A 17,319-nucleotide genomic window follows, 5' to 3' on the forward strand; every position below is an offset into this window, starting at 1 on the left:
AGGGAGTCTAGGGGTCAGGGAAGGATCACCAGACCGCGACGGTCCACCCGGACCGCCACCCGGTCGCCCGGCTCGGCCGACCAGCCGGGTGCGGCGAGCGCGTCGAGGTCGCCGACGCCGTCGACCGCCACCACCGCCCGCCCGGCGTCCGGCGCCAGCCGGAACGCCCGTACGACGCCCGCCGCACCGCGCTCGGGTCCGGCGCCGCTCCCGGCGGGCGGGGGGCCGACCCTGACCGCGGACGGCCGGACCGCGACAGCGGCCCCACCGGGCGCCCCCGCGGCGGCCGCGCCGGACGCCCCGTCGGCGGCACCTCCGTGCCCCCCGGCCATCGCGAGCAGCGCGGCGGCCGCCGGCCCCGACACGACCCGGGTGTAGCCGAGGAACAGGGCGGTCTCCGCGTCGGCCGGCCCACGCCACACCTCCTCGGTCGGCCCCTCCTGCACCACCCGGCCCGCGCGCATCACCGCGAGCCGGTCGGCGACGGTGAACGCCTCGGCCTGGTCGTGCGTGACCAGCAGCGCCGTCGTGCGGGACTCCACGAGGATCCGGCGCAGGTCGCCAGCGAGGCGCTCGCGCATCCCGGCATCGAGGGCGCTGAGCGGCTCGTCGAGCAGCAGCAGCCGCGGTCTCGCGGCCAGCGAGCGCGCCAGGGCGACCCGCTGCCGCTCGCCGCCGGACAGGGTGCGGGGGAGCCGGTCGCCGTACCGGCCGAGCCCGACGAGGTCGAGCAGGTCGGCCACCTCCGACCGGGTCTCGGAGCGGGAGAGGCCCCGGAGACGCAGCGCGTAGCCGACGTTGCGCGCCACGGTCAGGTGGTCGAAGAGCTGGCCGTCCTGGAACATCAGCGCGAAGCCGCGCTTGTGGGTGGGGGTGCCGCCGAGGTCGGCGCCGTCCCACCGGAGGCTGCCGGTGGACAGCGGCTCCAGGCCCGCGACCGCGCGCAGCAGGGTGGACTTGCCGCAGCCGGAGGGGCCGAGCACGGCGAGCACCGAGCCGTCCGTGACCGTGAGGTCGACGCGGTCCACCGCGGCCTGGCCGTCGAACGTCACCGAGACGTCGCGCAGCTCGAGCATCACCAGGCTCCGGTTCCGGGCACGCGCAGCCGCTCGACGACCAAGATCACGGCGGCCGTGACGGTGGCGAGGACGACGGCGGCGGCCATCGCGGTGCCGTAGTTGAGGGCACCCGGATGGCCGAGCAGCCGGTAGATGACCACGGGCAGCGTCGGCTGCTCGGGCCGCACGATGAACGAGGTGGCGCCGAACTCCCCCAGCGACACGGCGAAGGCGAAGCCGGCGGCCGCCAGCAGCGGACGCCAGACGACGGCGAGGTCGACGGTCAGGACCGTCCGCAGCGGCCCGGCGCCCAGCGAGGCGGCGGCCTGCCGCTGCCGATCGTCGATGCCGGCGAGCACCGGCACCAGGGTGCGGACCACGAGCGGGAGCGCCACCAGGGCCTGCGCGACCGGCACCAGCAGCGGGCTCGCCCGGAGGTCGAGCGGCGGCTCGTCGAGCGCGATGAGGAAGCCGAAGCCGAGCGTCACCGCCGAGACGCCCAGGGGCAGCATGAAGAACCCGTCGAGCACCGACCGCAGCCGCCGGCCGGTCCGGGTGCGAGTGCGACGAGTGACGACGAACGCGACGATCAGGCCCAGTGCGAGCGACATCCAGGTCGCGTCGACGGCGATCCGCAGCGACGCGAGGAGGGCGTCCACCACCGAGACCTGCAGCAGGCCGTCGGCCGAGGCGGCCATCGCCCGGTAGTTGGCCAGGCTCCATGCGCCGTCGTGCCGGAGGGAGGCGGTCACCAGCGTGAGCACGGGCAGCGCGACCGCCCCGAGGGTCAGCGCGGTCAGCGCCACGACGGGCAGGTCGCGCACCTGCGGTCGGGCGGGGATGGCGACGGCCCGCCGGACGGTCGGGTCCGGTACGGCGCGCAGCCGGCCCACCACGACGAGCAGCGCGACGACGGCCAGCATCTGCACCAGGGAGAGCGCGGCCGCGGCCTGCAGGTCGAGGAGGTCGGCGGTGAGCAGGTAGATCTCGGTCTCGACCGAGGAGTACCGCACGCCGCCGAGCACCAGCACCACGCCGAACGCGGTCGCGCAGAACAGGAAGACCACGCTGGCGGCGGAGACGATCGCCGGCCGCAGCGCCGGGAGGGTGACCGTGCGGAACACCCGGCCGGGAGACGCGCCCAGCGTGGCGGCGGCCTCGCCGGGTCGGCGGTCGAGGCTCTCCCAGGCGACGCCGACGGTGCGGATCACCACGGCGACGTTGAAGAACACCAGGCCGATGACGATCGCGGCGGGGGTGCCGTCGAGCCCGAGGAAGCCCAGCGGTCCCGAGGTCGAGATCAGCTCACGCACGGCGAGGCCGACGACGACCGTCGGCAGCACGAACGGCACCAGCAGCGCCGCGCGTACGACGCCCCGGCCCGGGAACCGCAGCCGGTGCAGGACGTAGGCGGCGGGCACCCCGAGCAGCACCGCGATCACGGTGGCGACGCTGCTCGTCCAGACGGTGAACCACACCACCCGGCCGGTGCGCGGACGCGCCAGCACCTCGAGCACGGCGCCCGGCTCGAACCGCCCGTCGGGAAGGAGGCCGCGCTCGAGCATCGCCCAGACGGGCACCACGAAGAAGACCGCGAACACCGCGACCGGCACCGTGGCCAGGGCGGCGTACGCCACGCGGCGCGCCAGCACGCCACCGCGGGCGGCCCCGTCGGCACCGCCGGCCCGGGCCGGCGCGGTGGAGCGGGGCACGCGGTGCATCAGCGCGACACGATCTCCGTCCACTGCTCCAGCCAGTCCGCGCGGTTGTCGGTGATCTCGGCGGGGTCGACCTCCACCGTCTCGTCCGGCCGCTCGGCGAACTTCGCCCAGTCCGCAGGGAGCTCGGCGTCGGCGGCCACGGGGAAGACGTACATCGCCTCCGGGAGCGCGGCCTGGACCTCCGGCGAGAGCAGCCAGTCGATCACGGCCTCGGCGCCGGGCTCGTTGGTCTCCTCGCCGGCGAGGACGCCGGCGTACTCCACCTGCTCGAAGCACGCGTCGAGGAGCGCGCTGGTGGTCGACCGCGACTTGTCCTTGCTCAGCGTGAAGGCCGGGGAGGAGTCGTAGGAGACCACGATCGGCCGGTCGCCGCCGGAGTGGGTGAAGTCGGTGAAGTAGGCGTCCGACCAGCCCTTGACCACCTTGGCCCCGTTGCCCATCAGGCCCTCCCAGTAGGCCTGCCACCCGTCGCCGTACTCGCCGATCGTGGCGAGCAGGAAGGCCAGGCCGGGGGAGCTGGTGCTCGCGCCGGGGATCACGAAGAGGTCGCGGTAGGCGGGGTCGGTGAGCTGGTCGATGGACTCGGGCGCGGGGATGCCCTCCCGCTCGAACCAGGCGTCGTCGACGTTGACGCACACGTTGCCGGTGTCCACCGGCGTCAGCGCGTCGTCGTCGTCACCGGCGAGCTCGTAGCGCTCGGCGCCGTCCGGCAGCTCCGGGTCGTACGACGCGAACACGCCCTCCTCCACGGCGCGGGTGGCGAAGGTGTTGTCGACGCCGAAGACGACGTCGCCGACGGGGTTGTCCTTGGTGAGGACCAGCTGGTTGGTGAGCGCTCCGGCGTCCTCCAGCTTGCTGATCTCCAGCTGGTAGCCGCTCTCCTCCTCGAAGGACGCGACGAGCTCCTCGGGGAGCGCGAACGACTCGTGGGTCACCAGCGTGACGGAGCGGTCGGCCGCGCCGGTGCTGCGGTCGGAGGCCTCGTCCTCGGTGCCCACCAGCGAGCAGCCGCTCGCCAGGAGGGCCGCCGCGGTGAGGCCGGTCAGGAGGTGGGCGGTCGGTCGGTGGCTGCGCGCGCGCATCTGTGGTGACTCCCTTCGCCGGTGCTAACCGGAGCAGGTTCGGAGGGTCTGCGGCTGCTGGAAATCCAGGCCCGCACTCTCAGCACCCAGTCAGTGGTGCTCCCCTGTCTTGCGTTCCCCGACTCTAGCCCGCCCGCCGCTGCGCCGGTCGAGGAGGTCGCCCGGCGGTCAGGAGACGGCGTACACCACGCCGTCGGGGTGGTCGGTGCCGCTCGCCAGGCCCCGCGCGACGAGCAGCTCGAGGTGGGCCTTGGTCTCCATCGCGGCCATCCCGCGGTTGAACACGTCGAGGTCGTCGAAGGCGTGCTCGTGGCGGGTCCAGCCGAGGTCGCGGGCGACCACGATGGCCGTCACCGGGCCGCGCGCCCGCAACGACTCGAGGCAGAGGTCGAGCCGGGTCTCGTGGTGGGTGAGCAGCTCGTCGACCCGGGCGTGGGTGGACGGCGCGACGGGGCCGTGGGCGGGCAGGACCCGGAGGTCCGGGAGCTTGCGCACCTTGGCCAGCGACTCGAGGAACTGGCCGAGCGGCTGGTCGGCGGGCGGCACGGTGAACCCGATGGACGGGGTGATCGTCGGCAGCACGTGGTCGCCGGCGAAGAGCACACCCTCCTCCTGCTCGGCGAAGACGTAGTGGCCCGGCGTGTGGCCGGGGGTGTGCACGGCGTCGATCACGCGGGGGCCGATCTCGAACGAGCGGTCGCCCTCCAGCCACAGGTCCGGGAACGCCCAGTCCTTCGGGTCGGGCAGCTCGCCGTCGTTGCCGGCCGCCCAGAGCTCGGCGATCTCCGCCGCGCCGGCGGTGCGCAGCACCGGCAGGAACGGGCTCTCCGCCAGGTCGGCCGCGCCGTGCATCAGCTCCAGCGCCGGCCGCTCGTCGAGGCCGAGCGCCACCTCGGCGCCGTACTCGTGGCCGAGGACGGTCGCCATCGTGAAGTGGTCGCGGTGGACGTGGGTGACCAGGAACCGCTTGATGTCGCCGAACCCGGAGCCGATCGAGCGCAGGCACCGGTCGAGCAGGTCGCGGGCGACGGGGATGGCCCAGCCGCCGTCGATCAGGGTGAGCCCGTCGTCACCCTCGACGACGTAGACGTTGATCGCCTTGAGGCCGTCCATCGGGAGCGGGAGCGGGATCCGGTGGATCCCGTCGGCGACCTGCCAGGCTCCCTCGGCGGCCCAGTGCTCGCCGGAGTCCGGCGAGACGGCGTGCCCGGTTTCGACCCCTCCCCTGCTCACCCGCGACACCCTAGGAGGGCGTCGCGGCCGACCCGTCGCCGGGCACCAGGTCCGGCAGCTTGAGGTCGAGGTTCGGCTCCTGGATGCCGCCGTCGACCTCGAGCATCTTGCCGGTCACGTACTTGCCCGCCGCCGACGCCAGGTAGACCACCGCGGCGGCGATGTCCTCGGCCTCGCCGATCCGGCCCAGCGGCGTGGCGCCCTCGAGCTCGGCCTTCATCTCCGGGACGCCGGCCACGAACTCCAGGGCGCTGGTGAGCACCGAGCCGACGTAGATGCCGTTGACCCGGATGTGCGGGTTGAGGTCGGTGGCGGCGAGCTTGGACCAGTGCGCGAGAGCGGCCTTGGCGGTGCCGTAGGCGAGGTAGCCGCGCCCCGCCAGCCGGCCCATCGCCGAGGAGATCGAGGTGATCGACTTCTGCCGGGGCTGCTCCGGCGTGCCCGCCGACCTCAGCATCAGCGGTACGGCGGCCCGGCTGAGCGCGTGGGCGGTGGCGACGTTGAAGTGGAACGCCTCCTCCAGGTAGGCCACGTCGGTGTCAAGGAAGGCGTTGGGGATGGTGCCCCCGACGTTGTTGACGACGACGTCGAGCCGGCCGAACTCGTCGTACGCCGCCTGGGCGAGGCCGGCGACCTCGTCGGTGTGGGCGAGGTTGGCCGGCACGACCAGGGCCCGGCGGCCGACCGCCTCGACCCGGCGAGCGACCTCCTCGAGCTGGGCCTCGGTCCGCGAGGAGATGACGACGTCGGCACCCGCCTCGGCGAGCGCGAGCGCGGTGGCGGCGCCGATGCCGCGGCCGGCGCCGGTGACGACGGCGACGTGGTCGGTCAGCCGGAACCGGTCGAGGATCGACGCGCCGGTCATCGGCCGGCTCCGCTCGTGCCGGTGACCAGCCCGCGCCCGGTCACCAGCGGCAGGTCGAGCGCGGTGCGCAGGCCCGGCTCCGCGGCGACGACGGCGGGGACGGCGTTGACCAGCCGCTGGGCGGTGATGATCATCCCGGAGTCGTTGTGGTCGCCGTGCTCGCCGTGGTGGGTGAACTCCACCTTCATGCACGGCTCGCCGGTGATCTCGACCCGGTAGCACCCGTCGCCCTCGTGGGGGACGGGCCAGTCGGGGTCGGTGCTCGCGTCGGTGCGGGTCACGTGCTCCAGGGTCACCCGCGGCACCCCGTCGACGGTGCCGACGACGCGGAACCGGACCGAGCCCATGCTCCCCTCCGGGACGGGCCCGGAGACGGTGTCGACGGAGCGGGGCGCCGGCCGGCGCTCGACCTCCTCGACCAGCGGCTCGTCGAGGGTCACGCCCAGGCCCGCGGCGATCACCCGGACGACGGGGCCCCAGCCGGTGGACAGGATGCCCGGCTCCCAGAGCACCGCCTTGAAGTCCAGCGGCTGCCCGAAGCCGAAGAAGTCCTTGTTGATCACCGGCTGGTAGTAGGTCGAGTAGTCGGCGATCTCGCTGACCTTCACGTGGTCGATCCGCTGGCTGAGCGAGGTCATCACCAGCGGCAGCACGTCGTTGGCGAAACCCGGGTCGATGCCGTTGACGTGGAGGCTGGCGTCGCCCTGCCGGCCGGCGTCGTCGATCGCCTCGATCATCTCCGGCGGGAGGATGCCGTCGCGGTGGAGCAGGATGACCGGTCCGGAGGAGACGACGTTGACCCCGTCGCGGATCAGGCCGGTGAGGTCCTCGATCGACTCGAACACTCGGTCGTCGGTCATCGCGCCGTGCACGACGCAGTCCGGCCGCAGCGCGACCAGCTCGTCGCGGTCGGTGGTCGCCCGCACCCCGAGCTCGCGGCCCAGGCCGGCCAGCTCCCCGGCGTCCTTGCCGTGCTTCTCCGGCGTCGACGTCCACACGCCGACCAGCTCGAGATCGGGGTGGGCGTCCACGCCGGCGATGGCGTGCCGCCCGATGGTGCCGGTGGACCAGACGACGACGCGGAGGGGCTTCTGCGGGATGACCTGCGACATGGGGACAACCTAGAACAGGTTCTAGTTCTCGGGAAGGGCTCGCCCGGATTCCCGGCGCAGCGGCCCGCTCAGGTCGTCCGCATGCTCGCCGGCGCGTTCGCCGTCATGCTCGCCGGCAGGGGGATCTCCTGCCCCGGGCGCCAGGCCGGGCACCAGGTGCCGGAGTAGATCGTGGGCATGCAGCGGTTGCGGTGGTCGCAGACGCCCGCCTCCGCGGCGCCCTGCTGCAGCCGCGCGACCAGGTCGGGCTCGCGCAGCAGGGCACGGCCCATCGCGACCAGCTCGAACCCCTCGCTCATCGCCCGCTGCATCGTGTCCAGCCGGTTGATGCCGCCGAGCAGCATCAGCGGCATCGACACCGCCGACCGGAACTGCAGCGCCTTGTCGCGGAAGTAGCCCTCCTCGAAGGGGTACTCCTTCATGAAGCCCCGCCCCACCGGCGTCCGCATCCCCCACCGGACCAGCGGCGGCATCGCGGCCGCGAACTCGGCCACCGGAGCGCCGCCCCGGAACAGGTACATCGGGTTCATCAGCGACGAGCCGCCGGAGAGCTGGAGCGCGTCGAGGTGGCCGTCGGCCTCCAGCAGCCGGGCCAGCTCGATCCCGGCCTCCGTCGTCACGCCGCCCTTGAAGCCGTCGGACACCGAGACCTTGGCCGTGACGGCGGCCTCGTCGCCCACCTCCTCGCGGACCACCCGGGCCACCTGCCGGGCGAGCCGGGCACGCCGCTCGAGCGGGCCGCCCCAACGGTCCTTGCGGCGGTTGAGACCCGGCGCGAGGAACGAGGAGATCAGGTAGGAGTGCGCCATGTGCAGCTCGAGCACGTCGAAGCCGGCCCGCACGAGGGTGCGGGCCGCGGCGGCGTACGCCCTGGTCACCCGGGCCAGGTCGGCCTCGGTGGCCGCACGCACCATCTGCATCGACAGCGGGCTGGGCATCGGGCTCGCCGCGATCGCGCGGACGCCGTTGGACCGCCCGTTGGCGACGGGGCCGGCGTGGCCGACCTGGCCGGCGATCTTCGCTCCGGTCTCGTGGACCGCCTCGGCCATCCGCTGCAGGCCGGGCAGGGTCCGGTCGCCGACCACGATCACCTCGCGGTGGGTGCGGCCCTCGGGCGCCACCGCGAGGTAGGCCACCGTGGTCAGGCCGACGCCGCCCCGCGCCGGCGCGAGGTGGTAGTCGATCAGCTCGTCGGTGACCTCGCCGTGCGGAGTGCGCCCCTCGAAGGTCGCGGCCTTGACCGTCCGGTTGCGCAGCCCCACCGGGCCGAGCTGGAAGGGACTGAAGACGTCCGGAGCGGTCACGGAGGCACCCTAGCCGGAAGGTGGAACGTGTTCTACCTTCCCTCCACCCTCCGGGCCTCTACCGACACGTGCGTCGGTTGGCCTATCGTCAGGTCATGGCCAAGACGCTCTGGAGGGACCGCAACGAGGCACTCGACCCCGAGCGGGACTACGTCGAGATCTACCAGAACCTCTCGCTCTACGAGTTCACCTGGGACATCACCCAGGCGCTGAGCTTCGCCCTCTTCCGCACCTACGCCGTGCCGAGCATCGGCCGGCTGCTCGACCAGACCGGCCAGTTCACCGGCGCCTGCCAGAAGCGGTACGACGACACGGTGCTGCTCCTCGAGGCGCCGTTCGTGCACGGGTTCGAGAGCGAGGAGGGCCGGACCGCGATCCGCCGCATCAACCAGATGCACCGGATGTACGACATCAGCAACGACGACATGCGCTACGTGCTGGCCACGTTCGTCGTCGTGCCCAAGCGCTGGATCGACGCCTACGGCTGGCGGCAGCTCACCGACAAGGAGCTCCGCGCCAGCGTGAACTACTTCCGCACCCTGGGGCGGCACATGGCGATCCAGGACATCCCCGAGACCTACGACGAGTTCATGCACCTCATGGACGACTACGAGCGCCGCCACTTCGCCTACGACGAGGGCGGCCGCCGGGTCGCGGACGCCACGCTCGACCTGCTCACCACCTTCTACCCGCGGGCGCTGCGCAAGCCGATCGACGTCTTCAGCCGGGCGATGATGGACGCCCCGCTGCTGGAGGCCTTCCGGTACGACGACCCGGGCCCGCTGGCCCGCAGGCTCACCCTCGCCGGCATGAAGGCCCGCGCCCGGCTGCTGCGCCACACCCCGTCGAAGCGGCGGCCGACCTTCGCCGAGGACCTGCCGCGCATCAAGAGCTATCCGGGCGGCTACCTGCTCACCGAGCTCGGCACCTTCAAGCCGCCCGCCGGCTGCCCGGTGTCGGCCCTGCGCCAGGACGGCGGCGTGACGGAGCACGCCGCGTCGTGACGCGGGAGCGCCTCGCCGGGTCGCTGGGCGAGGTTTGACCGGCGGGCGGCACGGGCAGGTGGTGGGCCGCGCACGGCTCGGCGGCGCGGATCCACCCCGTCTTCGAGAGGAACCCATGTCCCGCCCCGTGCGCCCCGCATCCCTTCGCCGCTCCCTGCTCGGCAGCGTCGCCACGCTCGCCACCGTCGCCGCGCTCGCCGGCGCCTGCAGCGACGACGGCGGCACCGGCGGCGGGGGTGGTGGTGGCGGCGGCGAGGACGGCCCGACGGAGGCTCAGCCCGTGGTCGCGCTGGACGCCGCGCAGGTCGAGAAGGCGACGCTCTCGGTCGACAACCTCGGCGCCGGCTGGGCCCAGCAGCCGGTGACACCCGAGGACGAGGAGCCGGGGCCCGGCTGCCTCGCCACGATCGACGCCGCCACCGCGGACCTGGAGGAGTCGGCGAAGCACGAGGCGCACTACGCCTACGGGGACGACGGGCTCCCGAGCGTCGAGGCCGGCGTCTCGGCCTATCCCGACGAGGCGGCGGTCGTCGAGGGGTTCGACGCCGTGGAGCAGGCGATCGAGGCCTGCGACGCCGTGACCTGGACCGAGGACGGCTACGCCTACTCCCTGACCCTCCAGCCGGACACCGACATCGCGGTCGACGGCGTCGACGACCAGAACGGCTTCACCGCCGCGGGGACGATCACCCTCCCCGACGGCCAGACCTCGCCGATCCACCTGCACCTGACGTTCCTGCGGCTGGGCCCGAACGTCGCGACCGTGGCGACCACGGCGCTCGACGAGAACGCCGCGTCGCACGTGGAGTACGCCAAGATCGCCGCCGACCGACTGGTCGCCGTCGCTCAGGGCGAGGAGCCGCCGGCGACCACCGCCCCAGCCGTCTGACGGCGCCGTCCGTCCGACGGCGCGGGCGTCAGCCCTGGCCGAACCTCGCGGCGCGCTTCTCCAGGAACGCCGCGATGCCCTCGGCACCGTCGGCGGTGCCCACGAGCCGCCGGATCGCCAGCGTCTCCCGGCGCAGGGCGGTCTCCGGCGCCGGGGTCGCGGCGTCGCGGAGCAGCCGCTTCGCCGCGGCCTGCGCCTCGGCGGGGCCGGCGAGGAGCGCGGCGACGACCTGGTCGGCGACGGCCGGCAACTCCGTGGCGGGGGCGACCCGGGCGACCAGCCCGGCGTCGTACGCCTCGCGGGCGGTGAGCAGGTCGCCGAGCAACGCCAGCCGGAGCATCCGGTGCAGGCCCAGGGTCTGGACCAGCAGCGAGCTGCCGCCGTCGGGCGAGAGGCCCACCTTGGTGTAGGCGAGGCTGAACCGCGCCTCCTCGGCCGCCAGCACGACGTCCGCGGCGGTGGCGAGCGGGAAGCCGGCCCCGGCGGCGGTGCCGTGCACGACGCTCACCACGATCGCGTCGGAGCGCAGCAGCTCGCTGACCAGCCGGTGCAGCGCCTCGGCGAGGTCGTCGATCAGCAGCGGCCGGTCGTCGGCCTCGGCGAAGGCGGCGAGGTCGCCTCCGACGGAGAAGAACCGGCCCTCGGCGGCGAGCACGATCACCCGCGCCCGGTCGCGGCCGGCGCGGCGGACGGCGTCGAGCAGCTCGGCGACGATGGCGGGGTTGAGCGGGTTGCCGCGGTCGCCGTCGGCCAGCGTGATCCGTGCGGCGCCGTCGGCGTGCTCGTAGCGGACGAGCGTCATCGCGTCCTCCCCCGTCACCGGAACTGGCTGTGGAGCGTGGGCGGCAGGTCGAAGGCCGGCTCCTTCATGAGCTCGGCGCGGCCGAGCGTGGCCAGGTGGGCCTCGTCGGGTCCGTCGAAGATCCGCATCGCCCGGTGCCAGCCGTACAGCTTGGCCAGCGGGGTGGCGTCGCTGATGCCCGCCGCGCCGTGCACCTGGATGGCGCGGTCGATCACCGAGAGCACCGCGCGCGGGACCGCGACCTTCGCCGCGCCGATCAGGTGCCGGGCCGCCTTGTTGCCCTCGGAGTCGACGACGAACGCCGCGCGGTGGCAGAGGGCTCGCGCCTGCTCGAGCTCGATCCGGGACTCGGCGATCTTCTCCCGCACCGAGGACTGCTCGGCGAGGAGCTTGCCGAAGGCGGAGCGGGTGCGGGCCCGGTCGACCATCAGCGCGAGGGCACGCTCGCCGGCGCCGAGGGCGCGCATCACGTGGTGGATCCGGCCGGGGCCCAGGCGCATCTGGGCGGCGGCGAAGCCGCCACCCTCCTCGCCGAGCAGGTTGCCCACCGGCACCCGGGCGTCGGTGAACTCGATGACGCAGTGGCCGTGCTGGTCGTGGTGGCCGAAGACCGGGTAGTTCCGCCTGATCTCCACGCCGGGGGTGTCGACCGGCACGATCACCATCGACTGCTGCCGGTGGATCGCCGCCTCGGGGTCCGTCTTGCCCATCACGATGAGCACCTTGCACCGCGGGTCGGCCGCACCCGTGATCCACCACTTGCGGCCGTTGATGACGTACTCGTCGCCGTCGCGCTCGATGCGGGTCTCGATGTTGGTCGCGTCCGAGGAGGCGACGGCCGGCTCGGTCATCGCGAACGCCGAGCGGATCTCGCCCGCCAGCAGCGGCTTCAGCCACCGGTCCTGCTGTTCGGGCGTGCCGACGAGGTGGAGCAGCTCCATGTTGCCGGTGTCGGGTGCGGCGCAGTTGATCGCCTCCGGCGCGATCTCCACGCTCCAGCCGGAGAGCTCCGCGATGGTGGCGTACTCGAGCTGGGTCAGCCCCGACTCGCTCGGAAGGAAGAGGTTCCACAGGCCGCGCTCGCGCGCCTTGACCTTCAGCTCCTCCACGACCGGCGGCACCGTGCTGTCCTCCGGGCCGACCTCCTCCCGGTAGCGGTCGTAGGCCTCCTCCGCCGGCAGCACGTCCTCGGCGAGGAACCTCTTCATCTCCTCGAAGAGACGGACCGCCTGCTCGCTCGGCGCTGGGTAGGCGGGATACATCGCGGACCCTGTCATGGAGGCCAATATGCCGTAGCACCGCCAGCCAGCCGCACCGCCCTCGACTGCTGGACCCTTCCCCGCCCCACCCGCGACCCGCGAGCCGCCGGACCGCAACCGGGGACTCGCCCCCGTCGTACCGCTGGTGCGGGGGCGGGTCAGGCGGCGCAGTCGCCGGTGGAGACCTCGGCGTCGGCCGACTCACCACGGCTGGCGCTCTCGGCGACCTGCTCGGAGGTGAGGGCGTAGCCGGTCTCGGGGTCGGTGACCGAGGCGGCGAAGACCACGCCGGCGACCCGGCCGCCTGGGGTGACGATCGGGCCGCCCGAGTTGCCGGGGCGGACCAGTCCGCGCAGCGAGTAGACCTCCCGGACGACCTCGCCGCCGCCGTAGATGTCGGGCGAGCGCAGGTTCTGCTCGGCCCGGATCCGGCCGGTCTGGATGTCGAACGGCCCGTCCTGCGGGTAGCCGACGATCGCCACCGGGTCCTCCGGCCCGGAGCGCTTGCCGGCCTCGGTGTCGAAGTCGAGGACGGGCACGTCGCGGGTGTCGACGGCCAGCACCGCGATGTCGAGCTCACGGTCGTAGAGCACCACCCTCGCCAGCTCGGTGTCGCCGCCGACGCTGACCTCCGGGTCCTCCACGCCCGCCACCACGTGGGCGTTGGTCATCACGCGGTCCTCGGCGAAGACGAAGCCGGTGCCCTCGACGCCACGGCCGCAGCGGTTGGCGCCGCGGATCTTCACCACGCTCGGCCGGGTCGCGACCACCTCGGGGTCCTTCAGCAGCCGGTTGGGGCCGGGCTGCACCTCGACGATCCTCTCGGGGGCGAACGGCTCGAGGTAGCGCGGGAAGAACCCCGTGCCGACGACGCTGTTGAACGCCTGCAGGGCCTGGGGGGCGGCGGCGGGCAGGGCCTCGTTCACCTTCGCCAGTACGGCGGAGCTGCGGACCATCGAGGTGACCGGCCCGATCCTGGTGCCGGAGATCGCCACCCCGAGCGCCCAGGCGACGAGCAGCACCGCGAGCGCGCTGAGCAGCGCGCCGCCGACCGCGTCGACGGCCCGCGCCGGCTGCCAGGTGATCCGCTCACGCACCCGGGCGCCGGCGTACTGCAGGACCGCCTGGCCGAGCGAGGCGGCGAGGATCACGATGAACAGGGCGCCGAGCGAGACGGCCAGCGAGGGGTCCATCCCGCTGAGCACGGTCGGCGCGAGCCAGATGCCGAGCAGGCCGCCGCCCAGCAGTCCGACCGTCGCGAACGCGCCCGTCACGAAGCCCTGCCAGTAGCCGGACAGTGCGTAGGCGGCGACGAGGACGAGCAGCAGCCAGTCGAGGATGTTCACGTGGGTCGGTCCTCGTCCTCGGGCTCCAGCAGGTCCATGCCGTCGCCCTCCTCGCTCGGCGCTCGGGAGACGCGACGCGCGTACTCGGCGAGCATGTAGTCCGGAAGATCATGCACCGGAGGGTCGTCGACGGGCGGCAGCCACCCGAGGAACGAGAAGAACCGGGTGAGGATCCCGCCCGTGAACCCCCACACGATGACGTCCTTGTCGTCGCCGATGAGGAAGCCGGGTCCGGTCCAGCCACCGGGGTGCCGGACCTGGATGCGGTGCTCCGGGGCGAACAGCTCCTGGAGCTCCACCCGGTGGATCTCGTGCACCTCGTCTGGCGAGGCCACCCGCACCGGGCCGGGCTCGCGCCACCAGCCCATGATCGGCGTGACCGCGAAGTTCGACGGCGGCAGCCACAGCTCCGGCAGCGAGCCGAAGATCTCGACCCCGCCGGGATCGACGCCGATCTCCTCCCACGCCTCGCGCAGCGCGGCCTGGACGACGGTCTCGCCGGGATCGATTGAGCCGCCGGGGAACGACACCTGGCCGGGGTGGGAGCGCATGTGGTGGGCCCGCTCGGTGAGCAGCACGTCGCCGTCGCCGAACAGCATGAGCACCGCGCCGCGGCGCACGTCGGCGCCCTCCGGCGGGAGGAACTGGGTCAGGTCGCTGCCCACGATGCGGCGGGCGCCCTCGGCGACGGGCCGCAGCCAGTCCGGCAGGTCGGGTGGCAGCTCGTCGGGCACGCGATCGGCGAGCCGGGCCCGCACCTCGGGCGGCATCTCCGTGGTCATCGGGTCGCCCCCTCCCGAGGCCCGCCGGCCGGCTCCAGCTCGATCCCGAGCTTGTCCTCGGCGAGCGCGACCAGCTCGTCGACGTCGTCCTTGCCGCCGGCCACCTGCTCGACGGTGCCGTCGGCCCGGACGAACACGAACTGCGGGAGGCCCTGGACGACCAGCTCGGTCTGCTGCAGGTCGCCGCACGCGTCGGCCGCGGAGGGGTAGGTGACCCCCTTCAGCTCGGCGAACTCGATGGCGGCGCCGGGATAGGTGTCGAGGTAGTTCACGCCCAGCAGAGCCACCTGGTCGCCGTACTGCTCGTGGAACTCCTGCAGCGCCGGCATCTCCTTGCGGCAGGGGCCGCACGTCGTGGCCCAGAAGTTGATCACCGCCGGCCCCTTCACGTCGGCCAGCGACAGCTTCTCGGTGCTGCCGAGGCAGCTGAGCTCGAGCTCGGGCAGCTCGGCGGCGCCCTCGGCGGTGGGCAGGTCGGTGCAGTCGGCGATCCCGGCGGCCTGCCGGTCGGCCACCAGGTCGGGGGTGTCGACCTCCACCTTGCACGCCAGCGCCGGCTCGGCCTGGTCGCAGCCGGTCAGCAGCACGGCGACCGCGACCACGCCGACGGCGCGGGCCCAGGCGGCTCCGCCCATCAGTTGGGCCCCTCGGTGCGGACGAGCTTCTGCGCCTCCACAGGGTCGGTCGGTCCGGTGCCGTACGACGGGCACCACCGCGCCACCGGGCACGCGCCGCACGCCGGCTTCTTGGCGTGGCACCGCCGGCGGCCGTGCCAGATCAGGTGGTGGGAGAGCATCGTCCAGTCGCGCTTGGGGAACAGCGCGCCGACGGCGTGCTCGACCTTGACCGGGTCGGTCTCGTCGGTCCACCCGAGCCGGCGGGCGAGCCGGCCGAAGTGGGTGTCGACGGTGATGCCCGGCTTGCCGAAGGCGTTGCCGAGCACCACGTTGGCCGTCTTGCGACCGACACCCGGCAGCGTCACCAGGTCCTCGAGCCGGTCGGGCACCTGGCCGTCGTACCGCTCGACGAGGGCGGAGCTGAGCTTGAGCAGCGACTCGGTCTTGGCGCGGAAGAAGCCGAGCGGGCCCACGAGCTGCTCGAGATGGGTGCGGTCGGCGGCCGCCATGGCCGCCGGGTCCGGGTAGGCGGCGAACAGGGACGGCCGGACGGCATTGACCCGCTTGTCGGTCGTCTGCGCCGACAGCACGGTCACGACCAGGCACTCGAAGGCGTTGTCGAAGTCGAGCTCCGCCCGTGCGTCCGGATAGGTCTCGGCGAGGACGCGGTCGATCTTGCGCGCCCGTCGGACCAGCTGGGTGGGGGTCTCCTCACCGACCCGGACGGCCGCCTTCGTCTCCCGCACGCGCACAGCCTACGGGCGGTCGCCGACAGCACACATCCGCGCGACGACCCGCGCCGGGCCGGGCGGCGACTAGGTGTGAGATCGCCCACTGGCTAGGATGCTCGCCGACGCGTGTCGTCGGCCCGGGCACCATCCGGAGGCGGGCCGCGACCACCGGACTTGGAGGAAGCGTGGACAACGACGTACTTCGTCAGGCGCCGCTGTTCAGCGCCCTCGACGACGAGGCGATGGCCGCCCTGCGCTCGTCGCTGGCGACGAGCCGCCTGCGCCGCGGCGAGGTGCTGTTCCACGAGGGCGACAGCGGCGACAAGCTGTACGTCGTGCTCGAGGGCAAGGTCAAGCTCGGCCGCACCTCGTCCGACGGACGCGAGAACCTCCTGGCGATCATGGGCCCCGGCCAGATGTTCGGCGAGCTCTCGCTGTTCGACCCCGGCCCGCGGTCGGCGACGGTGACGGCGGTGACCGACGCGGAGTTCGCGTCGCTCTCCCACGAGGACCTGCTGCGCTGGCTCGAGGGCCGCCCCGCGGTCGCGCGCGGCCTGCTGGCCCAGCTCGCCGGCCGGCTCCGCAAGGCCAACGACGTCGTCGCGGACCTGGTCTTCTCCGACGTCCCCGGCCGGGTCGCGAAGGCACTGCTCGACCTCGCCGACCGGTTCGGGCGCACCGCCGACGACGGCGTCCACGTGCACCACGACCTGACCCAGGAGGAGCTCGCCCAGCTGGTCGGCGCCTCCCGCGAGACGGTCAACAAGGCGCTCGCCGACTTCGCCTCCCGTGGCTGGCTGCGGCTGGAGCCCCGCTCCGTCGTGATCCTCGACATGGAGCGGATGTCGCGCCGCGCCCGCTGAGCATGGCCCACCGACTGAGCGGCGAGGAGCTGCTCCTCCCTGACCGGGCGGCGTGGCGGGCGTGGCTCGCGAAGCACCACGCCACCGAGCCGGCCGCCTGGGTGGTGCTCACCAAGAAGGGCGGCACGGTCACCGCCCTCACCTACGAGGACGCCGTCCTCGAGGCGCTCTGCTTCGGCTGGATCGACGGACAGGCCCGCGGCCGTGACTCCGAGAGCACCTTCATCCGGTTCACGCCGCGGGGTCCGCGCAGCAAGTGGTCGGCTTCCAACGTGCAGCGGGTCGCGCTGCTGGAGGCCGACGGCCTGATGACCGACGCCGGCCGCGCGGCGGTCGACGCGGCCAAGGCCGACGGGCGCTGGCCCGCCGACGATCAGGCGTAGCCGTTGAGGATCTTGCGCGTCGCCTCGTCGGCCGGGTAGAACGCCTCGATCGCGAGCTCGGAGAGGGTCACCTCCCGCGGCGTGCCGAAGACCGTCGTCGTGGAGATGAACGACAGCACCGTGTCGTCACCGGCGCGCAGCTGGAGCGGTACGACGAGCGCCGCCGTGCCCCGCGGCCGGTCGACCTGCCCGCCGACGTCCTCGAGGAGCTCGCGCAGCGCCTGGTCGCCGGTGGCGTCGTACTCCCGCCGGAGGCGCTCGGCGAGCA

At 73.5% G+C, this 17,319-nt stretch carries 17 protein-coding genes, 1 pseudogene and 1 riboswitch; of the genes and pseudogenes, 4 read left to right on the forward strand and 14 right to left on the reverse strand.

What is annotated here, in order from left to right; translation table 11 throughout:
* Positions 1-14: 14 nt before the first annotated feature.
* The 7 genes from ACPOLA_RS10885 to ACPOLA_RS10915 all read right to left on the reverse strand — a co-directional run bounded on the left by ACPOLA_RS10885 (position 15) and on the right by ACPOLA_RS10915 (position 8,375).
* Positions 15-1,076, reverse strand: a complete 1,062-nt coding sequence (locus tag ACPOLA_RS10885) for an ABC transporter ATP-binding protein (protein ID WP_435770448.1) — start codon at positions 1,074-1,076, stop codon at positions 15-17.
* Positions 1,076-2,779 (reverse strand): ABC transporter permease, encoded by a 1,704-nt coding sequence (locus ACPOLA_RS10890; protein ID WP_435770449.1) that lies wholly within the window; start codon positions 2,777-2,779, stop codon positions 1,076-1,078. Before ACPOLA_RS10890 ends, ACPOLA_RS10885 begins: the two co-directional genes overlap by 1 nt.
* The gene (locus ACPOLA_RS10895; protein WP_435770450.1) at positions 2,779-3,861 is read right to left on the reverse strand and encodes a thiamine ABC transporter substrate-binding protein; all 1,083 of its coding nucleotides are present in this window, start codon (positions 3,859-3,861) and stop codon (positions 2,779-2,781) included. The genes ACPOLA_RS10890 and ACPOLA_RS10895 overlap by 1 nt, the downstream gene beginning before the upstream one ends.
* A riboswitch (TPP riboswitch) is annotated at positions 3,855-3,977 on the reverse strand. (Overlaps the previous gene by 7 nt.)
* A gap of 52 nt (positions 3,978-4,029) precedes the next feature.
* Positions 4,030-5,094, reverse strand: coding sequence for an MBL fold metallo-hydrolase (locus ACPOLA_RS10900; protein ID WP_435770451.1), 1,065 nt, complete (start codon positions 5,092-5,094; stop codon positions 4,030-4,032).
* 10 nt (positions 5,095-5,104) lie between these two features.
* Positions 5,105-5,959: an SDR family oxidoreductase gene (locus ACPOLA_RS10905; protein WP_435770452.1), complete on the reverse strand. Its 855-nt coding sequence runs from the start codon at positions 5,957-5,959 to the stop codon at positions 5,105-5,107.
* Complete coding sequence (locus tag ACPOLA_RS10910) at positions 5,956-7,071, reverse strand: NAD(P)H-dependent amine dehydrogenase family protein (RefSeq protein ID WP_435770453.1); 1,116 nt, start codon at positions 7,069-7,071, stop codon at positions 5,956-5,958. Before ACPOLA_RS10910 ends, ACPOLA_RS10905 begins: the two co-directional genes overlap by 4 nt.
* 68 nt (positions 7,072-7,139) lie before the next feature.
* Positions 7,140-8,375, reverse strand: a complete 1,236-nt coding sequence (locus tag ACPOLA_RS10915) for an NADH:flavin oxidoreductase (protein WP_435770454.1) — start codon at positions 8,373-8,375, stop codon at positions 7,140-7,142.
* Between the two features lie 95 nt (positions 8,376-8,470).
* On the opposite strand from ACPOLA_RS10915, the gene ACPOLA_RS10920 reads away from it, so the two are divergent.
* Entirely contained in the window at positions 8,471-9,379 is a 909-nt protein-coding gene (locus tag ACPOLA_RS10920; RefSeq protein ID WP_435770455.1) for an oxygenase MpaB family protein, read from the forward strand.
* Positions 9,380-9,494: 115 nt separating this feature from the next.
* Positions 9,495-10,268 (forward strand): hypothetical protein, encoded by a 774-nt coding sequence (locus ACPOLA_RS10925; protein ID WP_435770456.1) that lies wholly within the window; start codon positions 9,495-9,497, stop codon positions 10,266-10,268.
* Positions 10,269-10,296: 28 nt separating this feature from the next.
* Here the strand turns inward: ACPOLA_RS10925 and ACPOLA_RS10930 are convergent, their stop codons facing one another.
* The 6 genes from ACPOLA_RS10930 to nth all read right to left on the reverse strand — a co-directional run bounded on the left by ACPOLA_RS10930 (position 10,297) and on the right by nth (position 15,820).
* Entirely contained in the window at positions 10,297-11,088 is a 792-nt protein-coding gene (locus ACPOLA_RS10930; protein ID WP_435770457.1) for an enoyl-CoA hydratase/isomerase family protein, read from the reverse strand.
* The gene (locus ACPOLA_RS10935; RefSeq protein ID WP_435770458.1) at positions 11,085-12,347 is read right to left on the reverse strand and encodes an acyl-CoA dehydrogenase family protein; all 1,263 of its coding nucleotides are present in this window, start codon (positions 12,345-12,347) and stop codon (positions 11,085-11,087) included. The genes ACPOLA_RS10930 and ACPOLA_RS10935 overlap by 4 nt, the downstream gene beginning before the upstream one ends.
* Before the next feature lie 140 nt (positions 12,348-12,487).
* Complete coding sequence (locus ACPOLA_RS10940; RefSeq protein ID WP_435770459.1) at positions 12,488-13,675, reverse strand: MarP family serine protease; 1,188 nt, start codon at positions 13,673-13,675, stop codon at positions 12,488-12,490.
* A complete protein-coding gene (locus tag ACPOLA_RS10945; protein WP_435770460.1) occupies positions 13,672-14,457 on the reverse strand; it encodes an NUDIX hydrolase in 786 nt (261 codons plus the stop codon). Before ACPOLA_RS10945 ends, ACPOLA_RS10940 begins: the two co-directional genes overlap by 4 nt.
* Positions 14,454-15,092: a TlpA family protein disulfide reductase gene (locus tag ACPOLA_RS10950; RefSeq protein ID WP_435770461.1), complete on the reverse strand. Its 639-nt coding sequence runs from the start codon at positions 15,090-15,092 to the stop codon at positions 14,454-14,456. Before ACPOLA_RS10950 ends, ACPOLA_RS10945 begins: the two co-directional genes overlap by 4 nt.
* Positions 15,092-15,820 carry an endonuclease III gene (gene nth / locus ACPOLA_RS10955; RefSeq protein ID WP_435770462.1) on the reverse strand — a complete coding sequence of 243 codons (729 nt, stop codon included), beginning with the start codon at positions 15,818-15,820 and terminating at the stop codon, positions 15,092-15,094. The genes ACPOLA_RS10950 and nth overlap by 1 nt, the downstream gene beginning before the upstream one ends.
* A gap of 170 nt (positions 15,821-15,990) precedes the next feature.
* On the opposite strand from nth, the gene ACPOLA_RS10960 reads away from it, so the two are divergent.
* Together ACPOLA_RS10960 and ACPOLA_RS10965 are read left to right on the forward strand one after the other, a co-directional pair.
* The gene (locus ACPOLA_RS10960) at positions 15,991-16,668 is read left to right on the forward strand and encodes a Crp/Fnr family transcriptional regulator (protein ID WP_435770463.1); all 678 of its coding nucleotides are present in this window, start codon (positions 15,991-15,993) and stop codon (positions 16,666-16,668) included.
* Positions 16,669-16,670: 2 nt separating this feature from the next.
* Positions 16,671-17,051 carry a YdeI/OmpD-associated family protein gene (locus ACPOLA_RS10965; RefSeq protein ID WP_435770464.1) on the forward strand — a complete coding sequence of 127 codons (381 nt, stop codon included), beginning with the start codon at positions 16,671-16,673 and terminating at the stop codon, positions 17,049-17,051.
* Here ACPOLA_RS10965 and ACPOLA_RS10970 read toward each other — a convergent pair.
* Positions 17,042-17,319, reverse strand: a pseudogene (locus ACPOLA_RS10970) (transcriptional regulator); the annotation flags it as partial. The gene ACPOLA_RS10965 and the pseudogene ACPOLA_RS10970 overlap by 10 nt on opposite strands.

Origin of the sequence: Nocardioides proteolyticus (assembly GCF_051280635.3) — a bacterium.
GTDB lineage: Bacteria > Actinomycetota > Actinomycetes > Propionibacteriales > Nocardioidaceae > Nocardioides.